Below are 22740 nucleotides of genomic sequence, written 5' to 3'. Positions count from 1 at the left end.
ATATTTAACCAAAATCTGCTGCTAACAGTGTTAGATATAATAATTATTCAAACTTTCCGTCTACATAATACCAAGCACCATTTTCGAATTTAAAAGTAGAGAATTCGTAATGTACTTGCGGATTATTGTTTGAATCTAAAAAATAAGCTTTGAATTCCACCGTATTTTCAGTAAAACTCAATATTTCGAGTTTCTGCCATTTATTAGAAACGGCCCATCTTAAAATTTCAGCTTTTGAATAGTATTTTCTTTCAGAAACATGAGTTGTTTCCATAAGATAATCGGCATCGTGAGTTGCATACGCCGAATATCTAGATCGCATTAAAGCCAATGCTGAAGGGGCTTTTTGATTGCCACTTAAATACAATCCGCAGCAGTTTTCAAAAAGCAATCCTGTATCGCAGAAACATTTTTTATTCTCCATCAACTGGTTCTTCTCCATTAATTTTTACATGAAGTTGATTCAACAAAACCTGATAACGAGTGATTTCTCTCACCTCTTCATCTTCTTCAGCAAAATCAATCATTTCGTCAAGTGTTTCGCTTACTTCCAATAATTTATTGTTTGCTTCTCTATCGTTTTTCGCAGCAATCAAATCAATGATTTCCTGTACGTTTGCTTTTAGTGTTTCGAATTTTGAATTCATATGGTTTTGTGTTTTATTTTTTGCCACAGATTAAAGGATTAAAAATGATTTTTTATAATTCAAAAAAATATAATCTGTGTAAATCCTTTAATCTATGGCAAAATTTTTCTTTTAATTGTCTTCGTTTTTACTTTCGTTGAATTTCTTTACGATTTCCTTTAATTTTTCTTTTCTTGCAATTTCTGCTTGTTTGGCTTTTGCCTGGGCTTTGTGCAATTTATCATTGTGCTTTTTGATGTTCCTTTCGTTATTACGTCCCATTACACTTCTCTTTTAATTTGTTCTAACGTTTTTTCAGTAAAAATCAATTCGTTGATAATTTGTTTTCGCAAATCATCAATATCGTCATAGTCAAAATGTTTTGCCCAATTGGTCAGCTGCTGTAGGTTTCTAATCTGTTTCAACCGTTTTGTGGTTTCAGAACTCGTTCTTAAAACTGCTTTTCCGTCATATTCAGGATTATTTTTGTGCTCGTAATTGGCAAGGTTGTTTTCAAAATCGGCTTTAATATAGTAGAGCTTTTCTTCGGCATTATCAGGATAAAATTCTTCCCACTTTGCAAAACCAATTTTAGTTTTTGATTCCGTTTCTGGATTTCGGGCAATTAAACGCCATTTACTATTGGCCAATCTTCCCCAATGATTCGAAACGCGATACATTCCTTCTTCTGTATAATAATAGGTACTTCCTGCTTTGCTTTCAAATTGTTTTTTCAATCCTTGAATTGAATTTGCAAGTACTTCATTAAAAGCACAAAACGTATTTTTAAAAGAATTAGGATGTGGTTTAAAGTTTTTTTGCATGTGCAAATATACTCAGATTACAGCGAACTCCCTAAAACATTAATTGCTTACCTTTGTTCCTTTAATTCAAAACAAAAAAATCATGTCTAAAGATTTAGAACAAAATATGCCTCAAAAAGGAGTTTTTACTGGCATTATCGAAAAAGATGAAAATAATAATTATTTCTGTGGCGTATATCTTTTAGACTACAAAATGGTTCAAGCTAAATTTAAAGAAGGCGATTGGATTACAATAAAGTCTGTTATTGAAAACCCAAGCGACATGAGCTACGATAAATACCCTAAAAAATCAAGGAACTTCGATAAAGCAAATCATAAACCGGAAAACTAAAGTTAGTTATAAGTTATGAATTATGAGTTATGAGTTTTAATCTACGAATTCATAATTCATAATTAATAATTCATAATTCATAATTCAAAAAGAATATTTTTTCGATCAAAACTGAAAAGTTAAAAAAAAGTGTACCTTTGCAAAAAATTTGTCGATTTGAACTAAAACAAAACGATTTCAAACTAATAGACAAGTAGTTACCTTTTATTTATGAAAAAAATAGTTGAATACCGCAAGTTACTAAACGTAGAAAAAACTGCAGAGTTAAAAGATTTAAAGACAATTTATCGTAATGCGATGAAAGAATCTCATCCTGATAAATTTGTGGGAAATGAAGCTGGTTTAAAAGAAGCAGAAGAAAAAAGTAAAACGATTATCGAAGCTTACCACTTTTTAGTAAGTATTCACCCTGATACTATCAAACTTAATTTACCTGAGTACACAGAAACAATTTCAACTTGTTCTATCACAGATTATAAATTTGTTGAAGGTCGTTTAATTATTGACTTTTCTAACGGAAGTGTTTACGAATACATTAGTGTTCCAAAAGCAACTTACGTAAAAATGGTAAATGCAGATTCTCCAGCAAGATTCGCTAAAAGACATATATTAAACTCTTTTACTTGGAGAAAGAAAACAAATCAAGAATAATTTTTATTCTACTATATTTTACAAAAAAGCACTCTATTAAACGAGTGCTTTTTTTATGCCTAAAATTCAAATATTTGAACACAGATAGTCCAAATAAGTTTCTTATTAAGAGTTTTTGATCAAATTAGACCAACAAACATGCTGATTTCATGCATTTTAAGACAAAAAAAACTATAACAAAATTTTAGGTTACAAAATTCTGTATGTTTTATAATTTTAGATACTTTTGTTGCACAAATCAATTAACTAATTAATTTTTTATAATGAAAAAAATACTTTTTGTACTTACAGCTTCTGCAGCTATCATTTCTTGCAGTAAAGTTAAAGATGGAGAATACCTTATTACTGGTACTGCTACAGGAATTGAAAATGGAAAAACTATTATCTTGCAAGGTCAGGATCCTGCTACAAGAATGCCAGTTTCTCTTGATACAGTAAAAGTTGAAAACGGAAAATTTGAAATTAAAGGAAAAGTTACTGAACCAGCTTTCCATACATTAATATTACAAGGTGCTAACGGACCTATCCCATTTATCTTAGAAACTGGGGAAATTAAAATTGCTATTGATAAAGATAGTATCCACAAATCTAAAATTTCTGGAACTTACAACAATGATGAGTACGTAACTTTCATGGAAGAAATGAACAAAACTCAAAAAAGTTTAATTGATTTCCAGAAAAAGAACAACGACAAAATGAAACAAGCTCAACAAGCTCAAGATACAGCAACTATCAATGGCTTGATGAAACAGTACATGGAAATCCAAAAAGAAGTACAAGACGGTAGCAAAAAGAAATATTTAGCTTATGCTGAAAATCACCCAAAATCTTTCATTACAGCTTTAATTATTCAAAGTTTATTGAATGATCCAACTGCTGATATGAAAAAATTAGAAGGTCTTTACAATGGTTTAGATGAGTCTATAAAAAATACTGCTCCAGGAAAAGAAATCAAAACTAGATTTGGTCAAGCAAAAATGCCATCAGTTGGTGCTACAGCTCCAGCGGTAGGTAGCGGTAAATGAAGAGCAGATTTTTCGGCTCCGAATCCAGAAGGAAAAATGGTTTCGCTTAAAGAAAGTCTAGGAAAAGCAACTATTGTAGATTTCTGGGCATCATGGTGCGGACCATGCAGACAGGAAAATCCGCATATTGTGGCTTTATACAAAGAATTTCATTCTAAAGGATTAAACATTATCGGGGTATCTCTTGATAAAGATGCTGCAAAATGGAAAGAAGCTATTGCAAAAGATGGTTTAACTTGGACTCAGGTTTCTAATCTAAAATTTTGGGATGAACCAATTGCAAGACAATATAATGTTGAAGCAATTCCTGCAACTTTTATTCTTGATGCATCAGGAAAAGTAGTTGCGCAAGATTTAAGAGGCGATGAATTAAAAGCAAAAATTCAAGAATTGCTAGCAAAATAATCTTCTATTTAAAATAATAAAAAATCTCCCTCGTGGAGATTTTTTTGTTTTATGACATATTGCCTTAAAAACAGAAGCTCGTCTTAAAAAGGTTATTTACAATGACAATTTTTAAACTGCCTGCTTTTTTTCGATTAGAAAAAGACAATTACAAATCAAGATTAAATTAGAAATTATATTCTCAATATTCCGTCTAAGACATCAATAAAAGTAATGCCTGGCAACTTTATTGAAGAAAAAATCCAAAGTAAAAACCATAGACAACACTTAAGAATATTCTTTCTTTCGTGAAATTTTAAAAAAAAACTAAATTTAGCTTGTTTTTATTTTATTCAATTCCAGATAATTAAAAAATAACTTTAAAATAACTTAAAATTAAGTCGTTTTTTTGTTTGGAAATGTAGAAAACGTTGCTATCTTTGCCACCGCTAAGAACAACAAAGCACAATAAGCTGAGATCGGGGAGATACTCAAGCGGCCAACGAGGGCAGACTGTAAATCTGCTGTGTGAACTTCGCAGGTTCGAATCCTGCTCTCCCCACGGAAAGGCCTAAAAGGCGGAAAACTTAAAGTTTTCAATCTTTTCAAAAAGCCACAAAAAATGTCTGAAGACCTGCAAATTCAACGATTTGCAGGTTTTTTTTATTTTAGGCCTATTTTCAATATTTATAAATCCTCACAAAATTAAAGGTGCAGAATCGGTGCACTTTCCGGCGCGCTGAAAAGTGCACCAGAAACAGTAAAAATCCCTTATATTACAGGGGTTAACGAGATTAACGACTTGATTTGGCAGTAATATTATTCTACATTTATTAATTTAAAAAGTAGGATTATGTTGGAAAGCAGTTTTGGTTTGGGATTCTTTTTAAAAAGACCCAAAATAGAAAGTAAAGAATGGATCGTATATTTCAGAATAACTGTTGACGGTATCCGTAAGGAAAGCTCAACGAAAAGAAAATGGGATAATACACGATGGGATCAAAGGTTCGAAAGAGCGGTCGGCTCAAAGGAAGATGCAAAGTCGCTGAACTTCTTTTTGGATTCGCTGACTTTAAAAATCAATGAAATCAAAACCGAAATGATGTACAGCGGCAAAACCATAACCGCTGAGAAAATTATGGACGAGGTTCTGGGAAGGACAGCGCCAAAGATTAAGGTGCTCGAAGAATTTCAAAAGCATAATGATGAAATGGAGGCGCTTCTTGGAAAAGGCTATGCAAAAGGCACCCTTGACCGGTTTACCATTACTAAAAACCATTTGACTGCTTTTATAAAATTCAAGCTAAAAAAGCACGATCTTGAATTTGCGGATTTGAATCTCGAGTTTGTAAAGGACTTCGAGTTTTACCTTAGAACTGTACGAGACTGCAGCAACAACACAACCCTAAAGTATATTGCAAATTTCAAAAAGATTGTAATCCGCGCCATTGATAAGGAATTAATCACCAAGGACCCATTTAAGAACTTTAAGGGACGTAAAACAAAACTGGTAAAAAAACCACTCACCGCACAGGAATTGTACGAACTTGAAAGTCATTATTTCACAACTGACAGGCTCAATGTCGTAAGGGATGTATTTGTCTTCCAATGCTACACTGGCCTGGCATACATAGACGCTTATCAATTAAAGAAAACTGATATCAAAGAAGGCATTGATGGGAATCTATGGATTATGTCCGAAAGGCAGAAAACAAACTCATCATTTAATGTACCTCTTCTTCCCCAAGCACTGAAAATAGTTGAAAAATATAAAGAGCACCCGCTGTGTATCCAGCGTGGAACCGTGCTTCCTGTTTCATCCAACCAGAAAATGAATGAGTATCTAAAAGAGGTGGCAGTCTTGTGTGGCTTTCCTTTTACATTAAACACGCATATGGCCCGCCGTACTTTTGGAAGCACTGTGACATTAAATAACAACGTCCCTATTAATGTAGTTAAAGAACTGCTGGGTCATGCATCGGTAAAACAGACTGAGGCATATGCTATAACTGAGCAGGCTACAATCGGTCGTGAAATGTCTATTCTGAATAAAAAGCTGAACAAAAACGCTTCCAAGATTTCAAAACCAGATTTAGCGGTTCTCGGAAGACTTGAAAAAGAAATCCAGGCAATTAAAAAGAAATACAACATAACTTCTTGAAACTTGCTTTCATATCGTAATTAAAATCAGAGAGGCTATCTCAACAATTCTGAGATAGCCTCTTTTTATATAGTTTAACTACACTTTTATAACCCGGATGATAAGACGGGCTGTATTTAATATAACCTAAATCCTGCAGCTGTTTAAAATATTTGTGATAAGTCGGCAGTGTATTTACATGCGCCGTTTCCATAATTTTACTTCGGCTGACTTGTATCCTCCTACCCTGCCCCTGTCTGTAACCCAATCCTAATATTGCCGTTAAAATTGACAAATGCCACACATTAAGCTTTGGATCAGCAATATAAACTGAAAGATATTCCATGATATTGCTTTCTTTTAATTTCTTAGTCTTTTTCATCCCTAAAAAGTTTTTGAATATCTTCTCTATTGTAATAATAGGATCCAAGCACTTTCTTAAAACGTACTTTTTGGGATGTTCTAAGAGTCTGAACAGATCCGGCAGAAATGTCGAGCATCCTGCGGACAGCCTTACTTTTCAGCCACTCAGATTCCCTTTCAATAATTTCAGCATTAAAAGCTTCCGAAACCGCATTACGGATTGTATCGGTCATTAACAGTCCAAACTGCCTTAAATCGTCTTTCGTTATAAGTTCTTCCATAAAATACCGGCTTAATACGTTACAAAAAATTAAATCATATACTTAAAAAGATCATCGTCATTCCTAAAAAATTGCCGCAAAGCTTATTCCAGATAAAAATAAACACTGCTTCTTTTGTTCTTATTCTTTGTCGGGACATAAATAAGATAACCGTAATCATCTAATTCGCGCATGCATTTATGATAAGTTTTTGGAGATACGACCTTAGCGATATTCTGGATTTCAATACTGTATGCCTGTATTGGGTTTATAAAATTCCTGTTTGCCCGAAATTGAAGCAGGGCGGCAAAAATTGCAATGTGAGTTGTGCTGATTCTGAAATCATTTTCAATTGCCTGAAAAAATCCCGATAAAAGCTTAAGATTTTCCATAACTGTATAAGATAAATAAACATCACATATGATGAGATTTTTTTGCGGTCTGAGTCTCAATATTGTGCTGTGGTTTCAGCAGCGGGCTAATTTTACAGCCGCTTTTAATTTCTGCCAGACTAAGTTTCTGCATTCTGTCATTATAAAAATTCAAGGTTTTAAACCGTGGATTTGCTTCCAAAAAAACCTTCATTTCTCTCCCTTGTATCATAAGAACAACTTCTTCCCTCTTCCCCTTTTTCAAAGAATCGACCAGGGATTCGAATGTCTCATAGTCATCATTTTTAAGAGGAACAGTCCTTAAAGCATCGCTTACATTGTATCCATACGATTCTGGAAATTCATGTATTCTATAATTGTCAATAAGATCCCTGTCGTTGAAGTTAAACTGTTTCCAAGTTCCTCTTTTTAGAACTGCTCTTCCCGCAAGCATTTCGTATGCTTCAGCTGCACTAAAGTCCTCAGATTTTTCATTCTTAAAGTAGTGAACGCTGCGACTGGATGGCGATGAATCTGTATGAAGAATTGATCTGAATCCATCAAATTGATAGGCCCCTTGCGCATCTTTTACAAATTGAAGTGAATGTTCAAGCCGCTCATTTTCTGAGATGTGATAAGAAACAGGAACAGTAAAATTTAACAGCTGTTCCTGCATATTCGCCAATACTTTGCCATAAGCCTCATGAAAACCGCATTTTATCAGCTGGTCTTCCAACGTCTTTTTGTTTAATTCCAGATCTCTAAGATAATCCCGCTTATCTATCCTTTGAAAAGCGACAGCACTAAGCGCTTCATTTACAAGCCTAACAATGATATTGGGATAGACTTGATGCTTCAATTTATTATATTCATGCTTAAGAAACCTGACAGTTATTTTTTCATCTACAGCTTTCGTCTTTTCATATTTAAAAAGCAGCATCTTAAAAAATTTCAGTTTCTCTATTCCAAAAGAGCGTTCTATCTGCGGGCTGTTCTGAAATAAAAATTTTAATTTTTCTTCCTTGGACTGCCAGACTTTTATCTCATTTTCTACTCGATTGTTTTCAGAAGACATAACTCAGTTTTAATTTATTTAACCACCTTAAACCGATCTGCCCGCTTTTTTTGAACGGGAATTACTTTTTTTTTCTTTCTGAGAGGTCTCATCGGAATTGTCAGCCAGGTCTGCGCTCTTTCCTTTGGACTGCGACTGCTTCTCGTTCTTGCTTTCACGGTCATTTATTCTCTGCAGAGAAGAATCATAAACCTTAATAGTCTTAAACTGGGGATTAGCTTCCACAAACTGTTTTCTCTCCTCTCCTCCCACCACAAAAGTTACGGACTGCAGATTGCCTTTTTTCAGAGAGTTCATCAGATCTTCCTTGTACTGAGGTGTCAGAAGTTCTTTTATCGAATGCTTTTCCAGCGAAGCTTCCAGATCATATCCATAGTTCTGATGATAATGCTGAAGTTTAAAATTTCCACGGTCGTCACTTTCTTTGAAGTCCATACGAATCCAGCAATTATAGGCTTCACCGTCCTTATTCTTTAAATCCTTATTGACCGATCTGCCCTCCATCAAATTATACGCCTCTTTGAGAGTAATGCTGGTATTGTCATTATTAATATAAAAAGTCTGTTCCAATCCCGGCTTATTATCTTCTTTCTGGAGATTAACCTGATAGGAATTGAAAAAATACATATCGCTCTGGTCGGACTTTTTAAAATTCAGTTCAACGGTGACTGTATCTTTGTTAGAGACACCATTGTTCATAATACCAGTATGCATCAATTTAAAGCCCTTATCCCCTTTCTGAATATTCTCTCTTAATTCAGCATCAAAAGTTTCTCCGAATCCAGTATATTTTAACTGGTCTTTCAGATACTGTACATTTTTCTCGTTCATGATATTCACATTTAAAATTAGTACTGATTATAGGTTACCCAGTATTTCAAGATTTACCAGGTGCCTGTTTTTTATGTTAAGTTCCAGATGCCTGCCTCCATTTTTCTCAAAGACCTGCATTGTGAATTTCTTCTTTTCCGGTATCGTAAATTTAGCTATGGCAAATACTACTGTAGTTTCAGATTTATCGGAAATCCTGCTAAATTCTCCGGTGCATAAAAGCGGTGTCAATTCTATTTCCTGAGCTGCAGTTCTTTTGGATTTTTTCTGGTCTCGGATAAAAAAACGAAGCTGATCCACATCGTAATTAATTCTGGAATCATTCCCTAAAAACACTCTGAAATACATCACGTCCTGATGAATAAATATGCCGTCAACCTTAAACTCAATTTCTGCATTTTTTGAAACCAGTCCACTTACCTTATTTTTCTTTGATAGAGCAAGCAGAGCATATTCTTTTATTTCTTTCTGGTTCTCGTTCTCAAGGGAAAACAGCAGCGATTTATCGTCACCAATTCGTAACCGTGCATCCACATTTAATGTAGGACACAGATCATCAAAATTTAAAATGAAACTGTAAAGATTACCGTCGGAAGTTACAACAGTCAGGTTAGTCTGCGGAAAATTCTGCTTTCCAGCTTTAAGAAGCAGTATATTTTCCACTCCTTTAGCTTTCTGCACCAGAACATCACGGCTTCCGACATCCAGGCTTTTTACCGCATACGGAAATAAAATGCTGGTGGTTTTTGAATAGCTAAGCTGTATATTATTAAATTCGGCTTTAGCATCATACTGTGCAGAAACTGAAAAACCAGCCAGAAAAATAAATGTGATAAATAGTGTCTTTAAATTTTTCATTTTCTTTTAGTTTAAAGTTATTGTTCATTCTTTTCTTTTTCATCGTAGAGAAGCACTTTGTAACCTGCCTTGACTGCTACTTTTATCAGCTTAACTTTCCTGCTTAAAAGTGATTTGGCTGCCTCCACTCCCATTCCTGCCGCCTGAGCTCCCCAAGAATCACTGACTCCTGCCAGTCCAATACTCTGCATGGACCTGTCAGCGGATGCTTTTGCTACATCCCTGTTTATGGTTCCAGGAATGTAAATGCCTTTAATGCCGTCTATATCAAAGACGGATAGTTCAACCGGGAAAATGGAATTCTGGTATTTTATGGTATTGATCTTTATTTCAAGCCTTTCTCCCTTAAGTGACGCTGTCCCAAAAACGAAACTGTTTTTTGGAATTAGTACGCCATTGATAAAAACGTCACTTGCAAGTCTGATTTTTACAATAGAACCGTTGACAATCGTCCGCGTTTCATGAACAGCTGCCTCCACTGCGTTCTGATTTTGTTCATCGTTGATTTCACCATCAAGCGAATAAAATGAATTTGCTGACTGCTCATAATTTACTTTGTTGGTCTGAAGAGAGCTTAGGTTTTGCTCTTCAGATTTTCTGTTCACTGAAAAAACTTTTCCTTTTTGAAGCTTTGAGTTCTGACGCAGTTTTTCCTGTACACGTTCTGGGTGCTGGATATCCAGAATATTTTCCAGCATGCCGCCAAGCTGGGCAAGTTCAGGATCAGGCTCAGAAGGCGCACTCATGGCTGCCATGAGCTGTTCAAGATTATTCAACTCGGCTGATTCACCGTGAGGCATTTTCTGGTACTGAAATTCCCTCATATCCTGACCGCTCTGATATTCTTTTGGAGGTTCAGCAATAGCTTTCTGGAGCGCTTCAAGTTTCTGGTACATCTTCTTTTCATTCTCTGGTTTTAGATAGTCTGTTTTCAGTCCGTTTTGTTTATCATTCCATGCAACCTCATCCGTATCAAAAAAACGTTTTGATTCAAGATTATCATTATCTTCCGCACCAACCGAATAATTAGGATCTTTCTTTTTTTGTTCCTGCAGTTTTATCGAATCAATTGATGCCTGGTCATAATAGCTCATTTTATCCAAACTGGAATCTTCCTTTAGTTTTGGATTTGGAAGCAGCATATTAAATCCTTTTTTTTCAATTCCTGAAATTGGATTTTCTGTTCCTTTGCCTCCTCCAAGCACCCAGAAAAGCATGGTTATAAATGGAAGAACAAGCAATGGAAGAACCAGCATCATACTGCGATTCTTTTTCTCTCTGGCTGAAAGTGTTTTATGTTCCATAATCTTATTTTTTATAGTTAGATGAATTAGTTGACTTGAGCTTCGGACTGATGCTAAAATCTTCAGCGTTGGAATTTTGATTTTTAGACAAATCGGTTAAGTCTATTGCATTTATCACACTGTCAATATATCTGCTGATATCGGATCTCTCAGCATATTTGTTAAATGGCAGATCCAGAGCATGCATATGGCCTCCCTCATCACTATAAGCAGGCTTAAGCACTTTTACTGCATCAATGTTCATTGATTTTTGACTTTCTGACAGAAAACCGCTCAATGCGTTATAAACACATAAAATCGTTCCAAGGGCCGCAAAAATGATTACTGAAAACTTAAGCTGTGAATTTGAAAGGTCTCTAGTCAGCCTATTCATTTTTGTTACCCACCAGAATGTGATCATCAGATATGACCTTGAAGACTTTACATTCTGTCTTTGTTTTCGCAACAGACTTCTCATGGCTTTCGGTTTACTGTTCCAAGATCTTTGTTCTCAAGAGTATTGAAGCGTTCAATCAGAAAACCATGCGGATTATTATCGCTCCTTGAAACATTTCGCAGCGTTCCTTCCGTAATCAGATTTCTGTTCAATATGCTTGTTGTTCTTATGATGTTCTGCCGGGCAAAGCACTTAAAGCGGTAGGGATATTCATTAATATCAAAGGTTACGCTGTCTACAATAACAGTCTGGCTGATATTTCCTGATATAATTCCCGAATAATATCCGTTTTCTTTTAGATCATCATATATGCGCTTGACAGAATTATCAGCCAAATACAAGGCCTTTGTTACATTGGCTTTGATTACCTTATCATCTGGGTCAAGGCTGAAGAAAAACTGATGGAATGTCTTAACATGATCCCTTGCTTCAACAGGTACATTATCCTTACGGTCTGATGCGTATGCCTCAAGCGCCTTTCCATTTGCGAGGATATAAACCTTGTCCTGCATCAAAGCGACGGAACTGAAACTTTTATAAACAGAATAAGAGGTTATGGCAGCGCAGCAAAGGATAACCAGCATTGTAAATCCTTTTATATGACGAAAAGCAGTATCTATATTTTTCATTTTACTAAACATAATCGAGTGCTTTTAATTTTTAGAGTTTCCCTTGAGCTTGTCGCTCATGTAATTTCCTTTTTCCTCAAAATAAGGCGACGCAGCTGCTGAAGATGACATGCTCTGGCTCATTCTGCCTGCTGCATTTCCCATTGAATCCATTACCATTCCTGCTCCAGTGGCAGCACCTCCAATCACAGTAGAAGTTGATCCGCCAAACAGGCTTGTCACTTTCTGTCCCAATGCGCTTCCTCCTGATGCATGCACGATATAATTGGCCACGGAAGGCACAGTAAAGTACCCCACAATTCCTATAATCATGAAAATTAAGTAGCCGATATCGGTCCTGCTGAAAAAAGTATCTCCCGCAGTATTAATCTGTGAGATATCAAGCCTCAGCATCTGTTCCTGAATCTTCCCGATAATGCTTCCGAAAATGTTGGCAACGGGAAGCCAGAGATAAATGTTTATATACCTGGCAAGCCATACCGTCAGAGTATGCTGGAATCCGTCAAAGACTGCGATTCCAAATACCAGTGGCCCTAAAATGGACAGCACTACAAGCTGGAATGTTCTCAGAGTATCAATACACAATGAAGAAGCTTCGAAGAGAATTCTCAAAATTTCGCTCACCCATTCTTTTACAGAATTCCTGAAACTGTACGAAGCTTTCTCCATTGCAAATTTTACATCATTTCCAATTCCTTCCATAAGTCCTTCATCTGAAGGATCTGCGCCATCATGGGTGTATTTATACCATCTGTCACGGTCGCCTGTGCCAAGCACTCCGACATACATTTTCCAGGGTGCGCTTTCTTTGACTGCTTTTTCTTTTTCTCTCAGCAGCACTTCGATTGCTTTGTTTGACCCCTCAACCATAGAAGCTGTGGCAGTAACGGTTGGTTTCATAACTCCGTTTATGAGCGCCAGAACAGAAGGAAAAATCATAATGCAGAAACCGATCACAAAGGGCCTAAAGAGCGGATAAAAATCAATCGGTTCCGCATTGGCAATATGACGCCAGACTCTTGAAGCGATATAGAAAATTGCAGCAAATCCCGCCAGCCCCTGCCCGACTCCAATCAGATTGCTGCAAACCGGCATCATCTCATCGTAAAGCTGTTCCAGAACTGCATGAAGACTGCCGATATTATCTCCGAGTCCCTGTGCAGAAACTGTTTCAGGGAACATAAAGAGCATTAATACTAATACAGCTGATTTGAAAATATTTATCATAAGGCCAGAGTTAATTTTTAAACCGATAACTGTTCCGCATCGCATTCGCATCATTAGCTTCCTTAGAACGCTGCAGCGCAAGCACTGATGTTGATCCGTTAAAATCATTTAGAAACAGCACCTTGTGCTGCATTTCTTCATATATCTTATCTATAGCTGCAAGCCTTTCGTCATCACTCATTCGGAGTTTATCAGCTGTTACGATGGAAGTCAGTTCGTCTAAATTTCTGAGGCTTTCCCTGCTTAAATTAGAATACACTTTTTTAAAATACTGGATTTCCTGACGGCTGAACTTTTCATTTTTAATGATAAGGTCTATCCCTTTTCTGCTTTCCCTCATAAGTGTAAACTGATAGTCGATAATGTCCCCGACTCTTTTGTAATTCTTTACAACTGGGCTGACCTGCATCAGGGCATCCAGGAAAGTCTTATGCAGTGAAAAATTTCCCTCTGACATATCTTTGACGGCCTTATACCCTCCGCTGAGAATATCATATCCTTTTTTCAAGTCGCTTAATATCTTTTTAAACTGCGACAGCTTTTCGATATTTAAAATAAGCTGCTGGATTTCAGCTGACTGTGCCTTTCCAGTAAAAGGCATAAAAAACAGAAATAGCATTGCAAAAAATATAAGTATCTTTTTCATGATTTGTTATTTTATAAGCCAAGCTGAACTTCGGCTTGTTTGACATCATTTTTTTCTCTAGCTTTTGATAATGCCAGAAGTTTAATCTCACCGCTGAATTTTTTACAGAAAGAATAATCTTCCCGCGCGGCTTCATAAAGCTTATCAATGCGTTCAATACGTTCATCATCTTTCATTTCAAGTGAAGTACTGGTTGTGATAAGAAGCAGCAAATCAAGATTGTCATCACAGCTGTCCGCCAGTCGCCTGAAAGTCCTTTCAATGTATCTAAGTTCATTTCCGTGAAACAGATCATCGTGCGGGAGGCTTGCTAAAGTATTTTTATATATCTTAAAAATTTCAATCTGAAGAGTGATTATTTCAGCCACCCTGCCATATTTTTTTACTTTGGGATTAACCGATACCAGTGATGTGAAATAATCGCTGTGCAGGTTCACTTCTCCCTTCTTTACATCTGATATAAAGTTAAGTCCGCTTTTAACTGCCTTATAACCTTTTGCCGCATAATCCACATAAGTTCTCAAGGCTGCTATCTGAAGCAGCAGCATCCTTTTCTGTTTTGCCTGCTGAGCTTGAAGCTGGCATGCAGATAAAAATACAGACACAAGAAGCATTATTATCTTTTTCATTAGTTTTAGAGTTGATTACGGAATTCCGTAAAATTGTTTCACTTTATTTACATCAGCATCTGTTTTTGCTCTCTGGAGGCTGAGCATTACATTCTGCTGGTTAAAAAGTCTCAGATCATTGTAATTTGAATCTATCTGATCTGCTGCTGTATTTATAATTTCGAGTCTTTTCAGATCGCTCATCTGCGTGGTGAAAGATTCGATAATTAAAAATATCTGGTCAATATTCTTCATGCTTTCTTCAAGAATTCCGTCATACACTTTTTCCATGTATTCAAGTTCAGAAATCTTGAAATGGTCGTCTCTTTTAAAAAGATTCCAGGCCTTTTCATATTCCTCAATCAGCTTGGTCTGCTTTGCTGAAATTTCTTTAATCCTCTGATAGTAGGTAATGATTGATTTCACCTTCTGCAGTTCGTCGTAATAATCCTTATAGAGATCACGCTGTTTTTTTGTCCAGTCCGATATCTCATCGAGTTTCAGTTTTGAAAGCGTGTTTTCAATCTGTTTCTGTGCATTCTGAAGCCAGATGGTCTTGTTCTGCATTCTCTGGATACCCAGATCAATTGCCTTAATTACTTTCTTGGTAACTGCTTTTACAATCTCCAGTATCGGCAGGGCTGCTGTCTTTTCTGCTGGTCTTGCAGGCATGCTTACTAAAAAGAAGCACATTAAAAATGTTACAGCTTTAATTTTCGTTTTCATTTTTCTTATACTTTAAGTTCCGCTTCTTAATTCCTGCGCCATAGCGGCTATTCCTTTTTTGATGTCTCCTCCAAATTTCTGGGCATAGGCATTCATTTTTACTTTCTCGCTTTCCTCTGTAGTGTAGGCAAGATATTCCTCCAGAGATACTTCTGTCCTGTATACCTTGGACAGCATCCCGCCAAGCGAGATAAAAACTTCCTTGTATTTCTTGGAAGGATCATTTGCTTTGTTCACCGAAAGCACCAAAGCTTTTTCCTTGTCAGTCAGCCCAAGCAGTTCCTGAATCTGGTCAAACTTATTCTGATACTTGCTCTGGTCCAGCAGAATTTTGCAGTCGCTGTTGTTGATGATTGCCTGCTTCACTACGGGTGAAGAGATAATGTCTTCAACCTCCTGTGTCACTACTATCGCCTCGCCAAAGAACTTACGCACAGTTTTAAAAAGATACTTGATATATTCCGACATTCCTTCCTTCGCAATAGCTTTCCATGCTTCCTCAATAAGGATCATTTTTCGTATGCCTTTCAGTTTTCTCATCTTGCTGATGAATACTTCCATGATTATTATGGTTACTACAGGAAAAAGAATGGGATGGTCTTTGATGTTGTCCAGTTCAAATACAATAAAGCGCTCTTTTAGCAGATCAAGATTTTCAGTAGCATTAAGCAGATAGTCAAATTCTCCTCCGCTGTAATAAGGGCGAAGCACATAAAGGAAATTATTCACATCAAAATCCTTATCTTTTACATTATCACCCTGAAGAACCGTTACAAACTCCTGTTTTAAAAACTCATAAAAAGTATTGAAACAAGGAAAGATGGATTCATCCTTATCCAGTTTTTCGAAATACAGCTGCAGGGCATTGGAAAGAGCCACATATTCGCTTCTGTTAAACGTTTCATCATCTTTCTTCCACAAAGCCAGCAAAAGCGTTTTGATGCTTTCCTTTTTCTCGGTATCAAGACTGTCTCCTTCCCCGATATAAAATGGATTGAAACGGATAGGATTCTTTTCGTCATAGGTAAAATAATAGCCGTTTACCATATCGCATAAGCCTTTATAGCTGTGCCCGACATCCACCAGAACAATATGAGTGCCCTGTTCGTAATAGCTTCTGACCATATGATTGGTAAAGAAGGATTTCCCACTTCCAGAAGGCCCCAACACAAACTTGTTTCGGTTAGTACAGATTCCCATTTTCACTGGCTCATCACTGATATCGACGTGAACAGGCTTTCCCGTCAGCCGGTCTCCCAGTCGTATTCCGCAGGGACTCAGTGAGGATCGGTAACCCGTTTCCATATTCAGAAAACAGACAGCCTGCTCGGTAAAAGTGTCAAAGGCATCATTCATGGGAAAATCTGCTGCATTTCCCGGAATCCCCGCCCAGTAAATCTGCGGAGCTCCAACTGTCTCTTGTTTGGCGGCTGCATCCATCTGCGCCAGCGCAGATGACACTTTGTTTTTTATGTCTTTGAGTTCTTCTTTTTCAGATGTCCATGCGAGAACATTAAAATGCGCTTTCACAGGCAGTCGCTGCTGCGCGATAGCTTCGTTCAAAAAATCGTTGGTTGCGTCCCTTGCAATCATATTTTCTCTGCTGTAAGCAGACAATGACTGAAGCCTTAATCTTTTGCTCTCCAGTTTCTGGATTGTTTTCTGCGAATCTTCAATGAAAATATACTGGTTGTATATGTGATTGCAGGACAGCAGCTGGCCCAGTGTTGAGGCAAATCCAATGCTGAACTTTGTTTTGTCTGTTGAGTAACGGTCAAAATTGATTCTTGAACCGCAGAGCGCCGGCAGATCAGCAGCATCCCCAAGAGTAAACAGCTGGCTATGCTTATCCCCTATCTGCATCCCGTCTGAAAACTTGAGATCATTATAGATATACGAATTTTCATTTTCAGAAAGAAAACAATACTTTTCAAGAAGGCCTGTGTTTCTGCTCTGGCTTTTCAACTCATCATTTCGAAGTCTTCTAAGCCTTATGAACCCGCTGTCTTCCATGATTCTTTTAAACTGGCCTGTACTGTCAATGAAGTCCTGAAGGAACTGCATAGTGAGTGTTTCATCAGGTACAAGATTATTTCTTATAAGATTAGAAAATAACGAACTGGAATTTTTCCTTCCTGCTGGTTTCTTTGTAATCATGATATAACAGGAATGATCAAGAAAGGGTCTCTCATTAAAAAAACGCTCACTGCTTCTGGTTAAAAAACTGCTGTCTTCATTATCAAAATCTGCTTTATAGCTGCTTTCTAAAAACCAGTCCTGTTTATGAAAAGCTGTGAACTTCGGCAGAATTTTTATCGCCTTTATCCATGACTGGTGAAACGCCTCATATTCCTGGTCCGACATTGTAAAAATTTCCGGCAGATCCGCCTTAAAAACCACTGTTATATCACCCTGCTTTGATAAAATGCAGTCATGCTGCACGTCCATAATAGGTAAAACATCATCTAACTCCTTTTCCATTTTTCTTAGTTTTACTAATCTTCATAGTTTTCATATAGAGACTTCTGGCGATATTTAAAATATGGAGCCCAAGATTTGGATCCACACAGTTGCGAAGCACCTGCCTTTTGTTTGAAATATTGGATCCCTTTAAGCAGAAACCTAACGACTCTTCAAGTTCAGGAATCTGTGCGTAACGTATTTTAATCACTGTCTTTGTTTCCGACTGTGGAATCGGAAAATTGGACCAGAAAAGATGACGCTGAAGAACAGCATCAGGTTCGATAAGCGCTTTGTAATAAGGTTTGACATTTTCAACGGCCCAAAGACACTCAGCATTATGCTTCAGAAATAAAATTTCCTGATACAGTCTCATGTCGGGAAATACAGCAGGAGTTCCTCGGTATCTCACGCAGATATTCTGCCGGAAAGAGGAATGTGACTGGCACGGCGGTGATGACCAGATAAAATCAAATTCTTTATAATGATCCAAAAGATACTGGTGTGCATCCCCTACAATCACTTTATCATTTGGAAAGTTGTGCGCGTACAAAGCTGCCAGTGCAGGGTCCAGCTCAACTGCCGTAACCGATATCTCATCCCAATTTTTTCTGTTTCCGCCAATTCCGGCATATAAGTTTAAGACCTTCATAATCCACCTCCATCTATATAACGTTCTATAACTATCACTTAACAAAAACTGCCCTGCTCCGCACCTTAATACACTTAGGAATCTGCCTTGCAGCTAAAGCTTTCATCATGCCGAATTCACCATACTTCCTGCTCATTTTATAAATCTTAATCACCATCACAGTTCCTGCCGTACCAATTAAAGCCACACAGACAAGAGAGGGAATGCCGACTATGAAAAGCACTGCAAAAACAATCATAAGTCCCACGACACCTCCGCCCAGATACCATATGTATTGGGCTTTCAAGCCTTTAAATTCAATTGACTGATTGATTCCTTTGTTAATCTGATAAACACTGCTCATTTTAAAGCTGCTTAGACTCCAAAGAAAGATTTGATCACAGTAGCAACCACTACCAGAAACACACAGCTGCCAAACCATGCTGCTGCCACTTTACCTGTGTCTGGATCTCCTGCATTCCACTTCTGATATACTTTCACAGCTCCTATGAGTCCGAGTATTGCTCCTACTGCATACATAAGTTCTGTGCCTGCGTCAAAATAGCTTCTCACCTTTTGGTTAGCTTCATTTATTCCGGCAACACCGTCTTGGGCATATCCATTCCCATTAATTTTCATAATAAAAAGAATAGTGCTTATTAATACCTTGTTTCTTTTAAAAAAACGCTTTAACTTTATTCCATCGTTCAACATCGTACATCATTTTAAAGATTAATACCATTTCAAAAAGCAGAGGAACAGCGCCGTCGCATCATCTATTCTCCTTGTCACATTTTACCATACCGCACTAGAGCGGACGGGGAAAATTCCCCTGCTGTCATTTAATTATTTTCTTCCCATAATTGATCTGCCTCAGTAGAAGTGAGAAGCAGTTCAGGGTACTTTTTCGTTTCGTAAGCAAGCAGATTATTTACATTGCTGCGTAAAGAAGAGATCTTCACATATGGATATTCAGAGAGTATTAATCTGATGTAATTATTGAATTCCTGCTTTGGACGTCCCAGTTCGGCGCTTTCTAAAACTGCTTCATGTAGTCGTGCTGACAGTTCTTTAACCTCATCAAGTGTTGCAAAAGATTCTTGAAATGCTTCATTGAGATTTGTAGGATTACCATCTTCATGGTCAGAAGAAGGCAAGGAATCATTTTTTGTTTTTTTTCCTAATGACGGAAAACCAATTTTTTTTCTGCCCGAGAGAATCTGCTTTATTTCAGAAGAATAATAGCGGAAACCTGTGTACACATACCACAAAACTAATAGAGTAACAACAGCCACTAGGTAACTGTTCCATGAAATAGAATTTAACATAGCATTTTTCATTTATCATTCAACATCATCTCATACTATGAATAAACCAGTAAGAACAATTATGGTTTATTTTACATTCCAAAGTAACTCCGGAAATAAAACTTCTACAAGTACAACTTTTTCTGTACCCCAGCTGTACCTCTGTACCTCTCACTGATATTACGGGCTATGCGAAGTGCATTAATTTATATCCATAAAAAAACCTCCTTAGTAGGAGGCTGTTTTTTGATGTTTTTAGTTATTTATTTTTCCATAATTTTCTTAAGCATCATAAGCTCGGCATCTTTCTTCTCAATAATATGCCAGCCATTACCTGAGAATATAAAATATGCTTTCTCTTTTTTTTCAGCAGGAAGGCCTGGCCATAATACTCCAAAGGCATTCATATCATATTTTACATTGTACTCGGCTACAGCTATTCTGTTGTCATTAGTTTCTGCAGTAATGCTCATGATTTTATCAAATTTTTTCGTTCCGATCTTGACCTTCTGTATTTTATATTCTCTTTCCTCTAAAGTTGTTTCAAGCAGGAAGTTTTTTGATAAGGCTGTAAATTCGATCAAAGGCTTATCACGATCTTTAAATTCTCTTGTCTTCATTATCTTGACAAGGCCTTTTTCCTCCAGTCCCGAATCGAGCATTCGTCTTGCATGAATAGGATCATTGCAGAATACTTCAAAATCTATAACAGATGGATATTTGTATTTTTTAATAATCATATTTTCTGCAGTTTTAGAATCCAGTTCTTTTTTCTGGCACGAGATAAAAATAAGCAGAAATACTAGTGCTATTTTTAATAATGTTTTCATAATCTCAAAAATTAAATTAATATTCTTTTATATGTTTGATAATTTTCTCTAATGTTTTAATCACAAATTCTTTATCCTTTTCCTCAGGATTATAAGACTTACTTCTGACTGATTGATATGATAAATTTCTTTTAAATGGTGTTGACAGATAAGGAACAATCGTTTTAAAAATCAGGCTCATTGATCTTGCTTTCAATATTCTTGTTTCATCGGTTGCTCTCAAAATCAGTCCCATTTGATCAGAAGAAAGTGTACACTGGATTTTATTTTCATCAGCGGGATGCGAGGGATTTCCTTTTTTTATGGAAGTTGAAATATCTTGTGCTTCAATTTCGTCTTTGTTCTGAAGAAAACTGATCTCAGATACAAACCAGTTTTCCAAAACGTCCTTGATGTTCTGATGGCTGGCATCGAACGTTATTTTCACATTTGAGTGAAGCTGTTTAAAATCCTTGAAAAATAGCAGAAGCAGGTTGAGCTTTCCATTTTGTTTTTCAACATTGTAAATCTGTTCAGTCATTCTTTCTGTCAGGATCGAAATGTATTGCACCGAATTAAAGTTATGGTCGATTAAAAGTTCGTCAAGCGGAGTGAAAATGGAAGGATTTTCCAGTTCGTCATTATGCTCCTCAAGAAGCTTTAAAAGCTCCCGGAAGTAAAGGATCCGACGATAAGTAAGTTTTTTTCCGTTATCTGCTTCAATTGCATTCTGAAGTAATTTCACTACAGCTTTAATTGTCATTTCATCTTGCAGGGAGTTGAAAGTTCTTTTGTTGATTCTCTGCAGTTTTAATGATAGCTCTTTTCTGCATACTATTAAGTAAGTTACCGGTACTCTTTCGTCCAGACTCAGATAGTAAGAAAATCTATCCTCGATGAAAGATATCAGATAATCCAGGCTTGAAATGATAAGATCAGCAAGCTTCCTTATTTTTTCAGATTGAATAACCTTTTCCGATCGATTTTCCATTATACTGTCCAGCAGAAAAATTAGTGTGGAATGATACTGTCGGACTGTGACGCGTATATGTCGCTTCTTTTTTAATGAAAAAACTTCATTTTTTATATGCACCTGTATTTTTATAGATTCCTTGGAAATATTGTCGGTAATAACTTTTATTTCACTATCAGTCAAACTATCAATATTCGTGCTTACTGGATCAAAAGTCTGCAGTATCAAAGAATCAAACCATTCTAATGGATATTTACCGTTCATCATCTTTAGATTTTAAAATGAAACAAACGAAACTATTGATCCTTATATCTGTCAATATAAATCGCACGATATTCTGAAGGCGAATATGATGTATGTTTTTTGAAGAAAATTCCAAAGATTGAAACACTCGCAAATTCCATTTCTTCAGCGATCTCTGCAAAAGTATTTTGAGTATCTTCCAATAAAATTTTTGCTTCGCTGATAATAGCTTCGATAATTAATGCTTTTACCGAACTTCCTGTCACCTCTTTTACTACTTTACTTAAATATTTGCTGGTTATAAAAAGTTCTCCTGCATAAAATTTAGCGTGATGCTGTTTTTTATAATGTATTGATAATATCGTTAAGAATTGGATGACCAAATTTTCCTTCCTTGTAAAGTTAACTAGCGTATTAGATGAATACTTCGCATAAATTAATTTAAGTTCATAAAGAAATAAGTTTAAACTTATCCTGTAAAGTTCATAATCAATGTCAGTCCTTTGCACTTCCAAATTAATATAATGTATGAGCTTATAAATTAGAGAAAGCACCTGATATTCTTTCTCTTCAAGTGATGCTTTTAAAGGCTCTTTCCTTATAAATAAATAAAATGAATCAACTAGTTCTCTCTTAAGACAGTTTTTTACGGCAAATTCTGAAGAGAAAATAATCAAATACAGCTGAAGTTTATTCCGTACTTCAAAAACAGTGAATGTTGTTTCCTTGGGAATCACTATAAGATCACGTGCTGATAAGTTTTGAATCATTTCCTGAAGTTTAATTTTCACGTTTCCTGATCTTATCATTAGTACTGCCAAATTTTCTGTTATAAAAGGCTCAACCTGATAACTGTTATCATATTTCTTTATAATATGAATATCGAAACCTGGAGTTGAAAGATCAAGTAAATTGGAATTAATTAGATTTTTTATCATAATTTCCTTCTTTAAATATCAAATCGACCATTTTATTAAATTTTAAATCTTTTTTTAATCAATA

General features: G+C 36.3%; 29 protein-coding genes, 1 tRNA gene and 1 pseudogene. 6 read left to right on the top strand and 25 right to left on the bottom strand.

The window, feature by feature from the left end:
• Positions 1-43: 43 nt before the first annotated feature.
• The 4 genes from AC1Q5Z_RS13920 to AC1Q5Z_RS13905 form a co-directional block, all read right to left on the bottom strand.
• Entirely contained in the window at positions 44-442 is a 399-nt protein-coding gene (locus AC1Q5Z_RS13920) for a YchJ family protein (protein ID WP_343584303.1), read from the bottom strand.
• On the bottom strand, positions 414-647 hold the full coding sequence (locus AC1Q5Z_RS13915; RefSeq protein ID WP_111289368.1) for a hypothetical protein: 234 nt from the start codon (positions 645-647) through the stop codon (positions 414-416). The genes AC1Q5Z_RS13920 and AC1Q5Z_RS13915 overlap by 29 nt, the downstream gene beginning before the upstream one ends.
• A gap of 111 nt (positions 648-758) precedes the next feature.
• Positions 759-908 (bottom strand): hypothetical protein, encoded by a 150-nt coding sequence (locus AC1Q5Z_RS13910; RefSeq protein WP_343584306.1) that lies wholly within the window; start codon positions 906-908, stop codon positions 759-761.
• Positions 908-1450 carry a hypothetical protein gene (locus AC1Q5Z_RS13905; RefSeq protein ID WP_289057380.1) on the bottom strand — a complete coding sequence of 181 codons (543 nt, stop codon included), beginning with the start codon at positions 1448-1450 and terminating at the stop codon, positions 908-910. The genes AC1Q5Z_RS13910 and AC1Q5Z_RS13905 overlap by 1 nt, the downstream gene beginning before the upstream one ends.
• An 82-nt stretch (positions 1451-1532) precedes the next feature.
• Between AC1Q5Z_RS13905 and AC1Q5Z_RS13900 the strand changes: the two genes are divergently transcribed.
• From AC1Q5Z_RS13900 to AC1Q5Z_RS13875, 6 genes and pseudogenes are all read left to right on the top strand, one after another.
• Complete coding sequence (locus AC1Q5Z_RS13900) at positions 1533-1781, top strand: hypothetical protein (RefSeq protein ID WP_289057382.1); 249 nt, start codon at positions 1533-1535, stop codon at positions 1779-1781.
• Positions 1782-1991: 210 nt separating this feature from the next.
• Positions 1992-2432 (top strand): KTSC domain-containing protein, encoded by a 441-nt coding sequence (locus AC1Q5Z_RS13895; protein WP_095931645.1) that lies wholly within the window; start codon positions 1992-1994, stop codon positions 2430-2432.
• A 263-nt stretch (positions 2433-2695) separates the two neighbouring features.
• Complete coding sequence (locus AC1Q5Z_RS13890) at positions 2696-3457, top strand: DUF4369 domain-containing protein (protein WP_198857907.1); 762 nt, start codon at positions 2696-2698, stop codon at positions 3455-3457.
• An 18-nt stretch (positions 3458-3475) separates the two neighbouring features.
• Positions 3476-3862 (top strand): annotated as a pseudogene (locus AC1Q5Z_RS13885) (TlpA family protein disulfide reductase); the annotation flags it as partial.
• A 460-nt stretch (positions 3863-4322) separates the two neighbouring features.
• Positions 4323-4403: transfer RNA gene (locus AC1Q5Z_RS13880), tRNA-Tyr, on the top strand.
• 291 nt (positions 4404-4694) lie between these two features.
• On the top strand, positions 4695-6002 hold the full coding sequence (locus AC1Q5Z_RS13875; RefSeq protein ID WP_482500992.1) for a site-specific integrase: 1308 nt from the start codon (positions 4695-4697) through the stop codon (positions 6000-6002).
• Between the two features lie 40 nt (positions 6003-6042).
• Here the strand turns inward: AC1Q5Z_RS13875 and AC1Q5Z_RS13870 are convergent, their stop codons facing one another.
• The 21 genes from AC1Q5Z_RS13870 to AC1Q5Z_RS13770 all read right to left on the bottom strand — a co-directional run bounded on the left by AC1Q5Z_RS13870 (position 6043) and on the right by AC1Q5Z_RS13770 (position 22676).
• Positions 6043-6363 (bottom strand): hypothetical protein, encoded by a 321-nt coding sequence (locus AC1Q5Z_RS13870; RefSeq protein ID WP_492445416.1) that lies wholly within the window; start codon positions 6361-6363, stop codon positions 6043-6045.
• Positions 6350-6625 carry a DNA-binding protein gene (locus AC1Q5Z_RS13865; protein WP_492445414.1) on the bottom strand — a complete coding sequence of 92 codons (276 nt, stop codon included), beginning with the start codon at positions 6623-6625 and terminating at the stop codon, positions 6350-6352. The genes AC1Q5Z_RS13870 and AC1Q5Z_RS13865 overlap by 14 nt, the downstream gene beginning before the upstream one ends.
• Before the next feature lie 83 nt (positions 6626-6708).
• The gene (locus tag AC1Q5Z_RS13860) at positions 6709-6996 is read right to left on the bottom strand and encodes a hypothetical protein (RefSeq protein WP_056253943.1); all 288 of its coding nucleotides are present in this window, start codon (positions 6994-6996) and stop codon (positions 6709-6711) included.
• Positions 6997-7018: 22 nt separating this feature from the next.
• Positions 7019-8050: a hypothetical protein gene (locus tag AC1Q5Z_RS13855; protein ID WP_492445412.1), complete on the bottom strand. Its 1032-nt coding sequence runs from the start codon at positions 8048-8050 to the stop codon at positions 7019-7021.
• A gap of 27 nt (positions 8051-8077) precedes the next feature.
• Positions 8078-8881: a hypothetical protein gene (locus AC1Q5Z_RS13850; RefSeq protein ID WP_492445410.1), complete on the bottom strand. Its 804-nt coding sequence runs from the start codon at positions 8879-8881 to the stop codon at positions 8078-8080.
• A gap of 27 nt (positions 8882-8908) precedes the next feature.
• Positions 8909-9739 (bottom strand): conjugative transposon protein TraN, encoded by an 831-nt coding sequence (gene traN / locus AC1Q5Z_RS13845; protein WP_492445408.1) that lies wholly within the window; start codon positions 9737-9739, stop codon positions 8909-8911.
• 17 nt (positions 9740-9756) lie between these two features.
• Positions 9757-11043: a conjugative transposon protein TraM gene (traM, locus tag AC1Q5Z_RS13840; RefSeq protein ID WP_492445406.1), complete on the bottom strand. Its 1287-nt coding sequence runs from the start codon at positions 11041-11043 to the stop codon at positions 9757-9759.
• A 4-nt stretch (positions 11044-11047) separates the two neighbouring features.
• Complete coding sequence (locus AC1Q5Z_RS13835) at positions 11048-11443, bottom strand: hypothetical protein (RefSeq protein ID WP_482500983.1); 396 nt, start codon at positions 11441-11443, stop codon at positions 11048-11050.
• Between the two features lie 53 nt (positions 11444-11496).
• Positions 11497-12120, bottom strand: a complete 624-nt coding sequence (traK, locus tag AC1Q5Z_RS13830) for a conjugative transposon protein TraK (RefSeq protein WP_492445404.1) — start codon at positions 12118-12120, stop codon at positions 11497-11499.
• Positions 12121-12132: 12 nt separating this feature from the next.
• Complete coding sequence (gene traJ, locus AC1Q5Z_RS13825) at positions 12133-13299, bottom strand: conjugative transposon protein TraJ (RefSeq protein ID WP_492445802.1); 1167 nt, start codon at positions 13297-13299, stop codon at positions 12133-12135.
• Positions 13300-13345: 46 nt separating this feature from the next.
• Positions 13346-13981 (bottom strand): TerB family tellurite resistance protein, encoded by a 636-nt coding sequence (locus AC1Q5Z_RS13820; protein ID WP_492445402.1) that lies wholly within the window; start codon positions 13979-13981, stop codon positions 13346-13348.
• A gap of 11 nt (positions 13982-13992) precedes the next feature.
• Positions 13993-14610 (bottom strand): hypothetical protein, encoded by a 618-nt coding sequence (locus AC1Q5Z_RS13815; protein ID WP_492445400.1) that lies wholly within the window; start codon positions 14608-14610, stop codon positions 13993-13995.
• 15 nt (positions 14611-14625) lie between these two features.
• Positions 14626-15315: a conjugal transfer protein TraI gene (locus tag AC1Q5Z_RS13810; protein ID WP_492445399.1), complete on the bottom strand. Its 690-nt coding sequence runs from the start codon at positions 15313-15315 to the stop codon at positions 14626-14628.
• Between the two features lie 12 nt (positions 15316-15327).
• The gene (locus tag AC1Q5Z_RS13805) at positions 15328-17796 is read right to left on the bottom strand and encodes a TraG family conjugative transposon ATPase (RefSeq protein ID WP_492445397.1); all 2469 of its coding nucleotides are present in this window, start codon (positions 17794-17796) and stop codon (positions 15328-15330) included.
• Positions 17777-18427: a DNA cytosine methyltransferase gene (locus AC1Q5Z_RS13800; protein ID WP_492445395.1), complete on the bottom strand. Its 651-nt coding sequence runs from the start codon at positions 18425-18427 to the stop codon at positions 17777-17779. The genes AC1Q5Z_RS13805 and AC1Q5Z_RS13800 overlap by 20 nt, the downstream gene beginning before the upstream one ends.
• Before the next feature lie 34 nt (positions 18428-18461).
• Complete coding sequence (locus tag AC1Q5Z_RS13795; RefSeq protein ID WP_492445393.1) at positions 18462-18770, bottom strand: DUF4133 domain-containing protein; 309 nt, start codon at positions 18768-18770, stop codon at positions 18462-18464.
• Between the two features lie 11 nt (positions 18771-18781).
• On the bottom strand, positions 18782-19045 hold the full coding sequence (locus tag AC1Q5Z_RS13790) for a DUF4134 domain-containing protein (protein WP_492445800.1): 264 nt from the start codon (positions 19043-19045) through the stop codon (positions 18782-18784).
• A 203-nt stretch (positions 19046-19248) separates the two neighbouring features.
• Positions 19249-19701, bottom strand: a complete 453-nt coding sequence (locus AC1Q5Z_RS13785; RefSeq protein WP_492445391.1) for a hypothetical protein — start codon at positions 19699-19701, stop codon at positions 19249-19251.
• A gap of 275 nt (positions 19702-19976) precedes the next feature.
• On the bottom strand, positions 19977-20543 hold the full coding sequence (locus tag AC1Q5Z_RS13780) for a hypothetical protein (RefSeq protein WP_492445389.1): 567 nt from the start codon (positions 20541-20543) through the stop codon (positions 19977-19979).
• A gap of 16 nt (positions 20544-20559) precedes the next feature.
• A complete protein-coding gene (locus AC1Q5Z_RS13775) occupies positions 20560-21762 on the bottom strand; it encodes a hypothetical protein (RefSeq protein ID WP_492445387.1) in 1203 nt (400 codons plus the stop codon).
• 29 nt (positions 21763-21791) lie between these two features.
• The gene (locus AC1Q5Z_RS13770; protein ID WP_492445385.1) at positions 21792-22676 is read right to left on the bottom strand and encodes a helix-turn-helix domain-containing protein; all 885 of its coding nucleotides are present in this window, start codon (positions 22674-22676) and stop codon (positions 21792-21794) included.
• Positions 22677-22740: the final 64 nt, after the last annotated feature.

The organism is Flavobacterium sp. GW823-FHT06G12 (genome assembly GCF_058794775.1).
This window is presented reverse-complemented; position numbering and strand designations above follow the sequence as displayed.

Coding starts and splice junctions, on each gene's coding strand:
- AC1Q5Z_RS13795 (WP_492445393.1), bottom strand. CDS start 18,770: ATGAGCAGTGTTTATCAGATTAACAAAGGAATCAATCAGTCAATTGAA.
- AC1Q5Z_RS13820 (WP_492445402.1), bottom strand. CDS start 13,981: ATGAAAAAGATACTTATATTTTTTGCAATGCTATTTCTGTTTTTTATG.
- AC1Q5Z_RS13780 (WP_492445389.1), bottom strand. CDS start 20,543: ATGAAAACATTATTAAAAATAGCACTAGTATTTCTGCTTATTTTTATC.
- AC1Q5Z_RS13815 (WP_492445400.1), bottom strand. CDS start 14,610: ATGAAAAAGATAATAATGCTTCTTGTGTCTGTATTTTTATCTGCATGC.
- AC1Q5Z_RS13835 (WP_482500983.1), bottom strand. CDS start 11,443: ATGATCACATTCTGGTGGGTAACAAAAATGAATAGGCTGACTAGAGAC.
- AC1Q5Z_RS13855 (WP_492445412.1), bottom strand. CDS start 8,050: ATGTCTTCTGAAAACAATCGAGTAGAAAATGAGATAAAAGTCTGGCAG.
- AC1Q5Z_RS13870 (WP_492445416.1), bottom strand. CDS start 6,363: ATGAAAAAGACTAAGAAATTAAAAGAAAGCAATATCATGGAATATCTT.
- AC1Q5Z_RS13890 (WP_198857907.1), top strand. CDS start 2,696: ATGAAAAAAATACTTTTTGTACTTACAGCTTCTGCAGCTATCATTTCT.
- AC1Q5Z_RS13850 (WP_492445410.1), bottom strand. CDS start 8,881: ATGAACGAGAAAAATGTACAGTATCTGAAAGACCAGTTAAAATATACT.
- AC1Q5Z_RS13770 (WP_492445385.1), bottom strand. CDS start 22,676: ATGATAAAAAATCTAATTAATTCCAATTTACTTGATCTTTCAACTCCA.
- AC1Q5Z_RS13810 (WP_492445399.1), bottom strand. CDS start 15,315: ATGAAAACGAAAATTAAAGCTGTAACATTTTTAATGTGCTTCTTTTTA.
- AC1Q5Z_RS13915 (WP_111289368.1), bottom strand. CDS start 647: ATGAATTCAAAATTCGAAACACTAAAAGCAAACGTACAGGAAATCATT.
- AC1Q5Z_RS13905 (WP_289057380.1), bottom strand. CDS start 1,450: ATGCAAAAAAACTTTAAACCACATCCTAATTCTTTTAAAAATACGTTT.
- AC1Q5Z_RS13875 (WP_482500992.1), top strand. CDS start 4,695: ATGTTGGAAAGCAGTTTTGGTTTGGGATTCTTTTTAAAAAGACCCAAA.
- AC1Q5Z_RS13805 (WP_492445397.1), bottom strand. CDS start 17,796: ATGGAAAAGGAGTTAGATGATGTTTTACCTATTATGGACGTGCAGCAT.
- AC1Q5Z_RS13790 (WP_492445800.1), bottom strand. CDS start 19,045: ATGAAAATTAATGGGAATGGATATGCCCAAGACGGTGTTGCCGGAATA.
- AC1Q5Z_RS13910 (WP_343584306.1), bottom strand. CDS start 908: ATGGGACGTAATAACGAAAGGAACATCAAAAAGCACAATGATAAATTG.
- AC1Q5Z_RS13865 (WP_492445414.1), bottom strand. CDS start 6,625: ATGGAAGAACTTATAACGAAAGACGATTTAAGGCAGTTTGGACTGTTA.
- AC1Q5Z_RS13800 (WP_492445395.1), bottom strand. CDS start 18,427: ATGAAGGTCTTAAACTTATATGCCGGAATTGGCGGAAACAGAAAAAAT.
- AC1Q5Z_RS13895 (WP_095931645.1), top strand. CDS start 1,992: ATGAAAAAAATAGTTGAATACCGCAAGTTACTAAACGTAGAAAAAACT.
- AC1Q5Z_RS13900 (WP_289057382.1), top strand. CDS start 1,533: ATGTCTAAAGATTTAGAACAAAATATGCCTCAAAAAGGAGTTTTTACT.
- traN (WP_492445408.1), bottom strand. CDS start 9,739: ATGAAAAATTTAAAGACACTATTTATCACATTTATTTTTCTGGCTGGT.
- traJ (WP_492445802.1), bottom strand. CDS start 13,299: ATGCTCTTTATGTTCCCTGAAACAGTTTCTGCACAGGGACTCGGAGAT.
- AC1Q5Z_RS13860 (WP_056253943.1), bottom strand. CDS start 6,996: ATGGAAAATCTTAAGCTTTTATCGGGATTTTTTCAGGCAATTGAAAAT.
- AC1Q5Z_RS13775 (WP_492445387.1), bottom strand. CDS start 21,762: ATGATGAACGGTAAATATCCATTAGAATGGTTTGATTCTTTGATACTG.
- traM (WP_492445406.1), bottom strand. CDS start 11,043: ATGGAACATAAAACACTTTCAGCCAGAGAGAAAAAGAATCGCAGTATG.
- traK (WP_492445404.1), bottom strand. CDS start 12,120: ATGTTTAGTAAAATGAAAAATATAGATACTGCTTTTCGTCATATAAAA.
- AC1Q5Z_RS13920 (WP_343584303.1), bottom strand. CDS start 442: ATGGAGAAGAACCAGTTGATGGAGAATAAAAAATGTTTCTGCGATACA.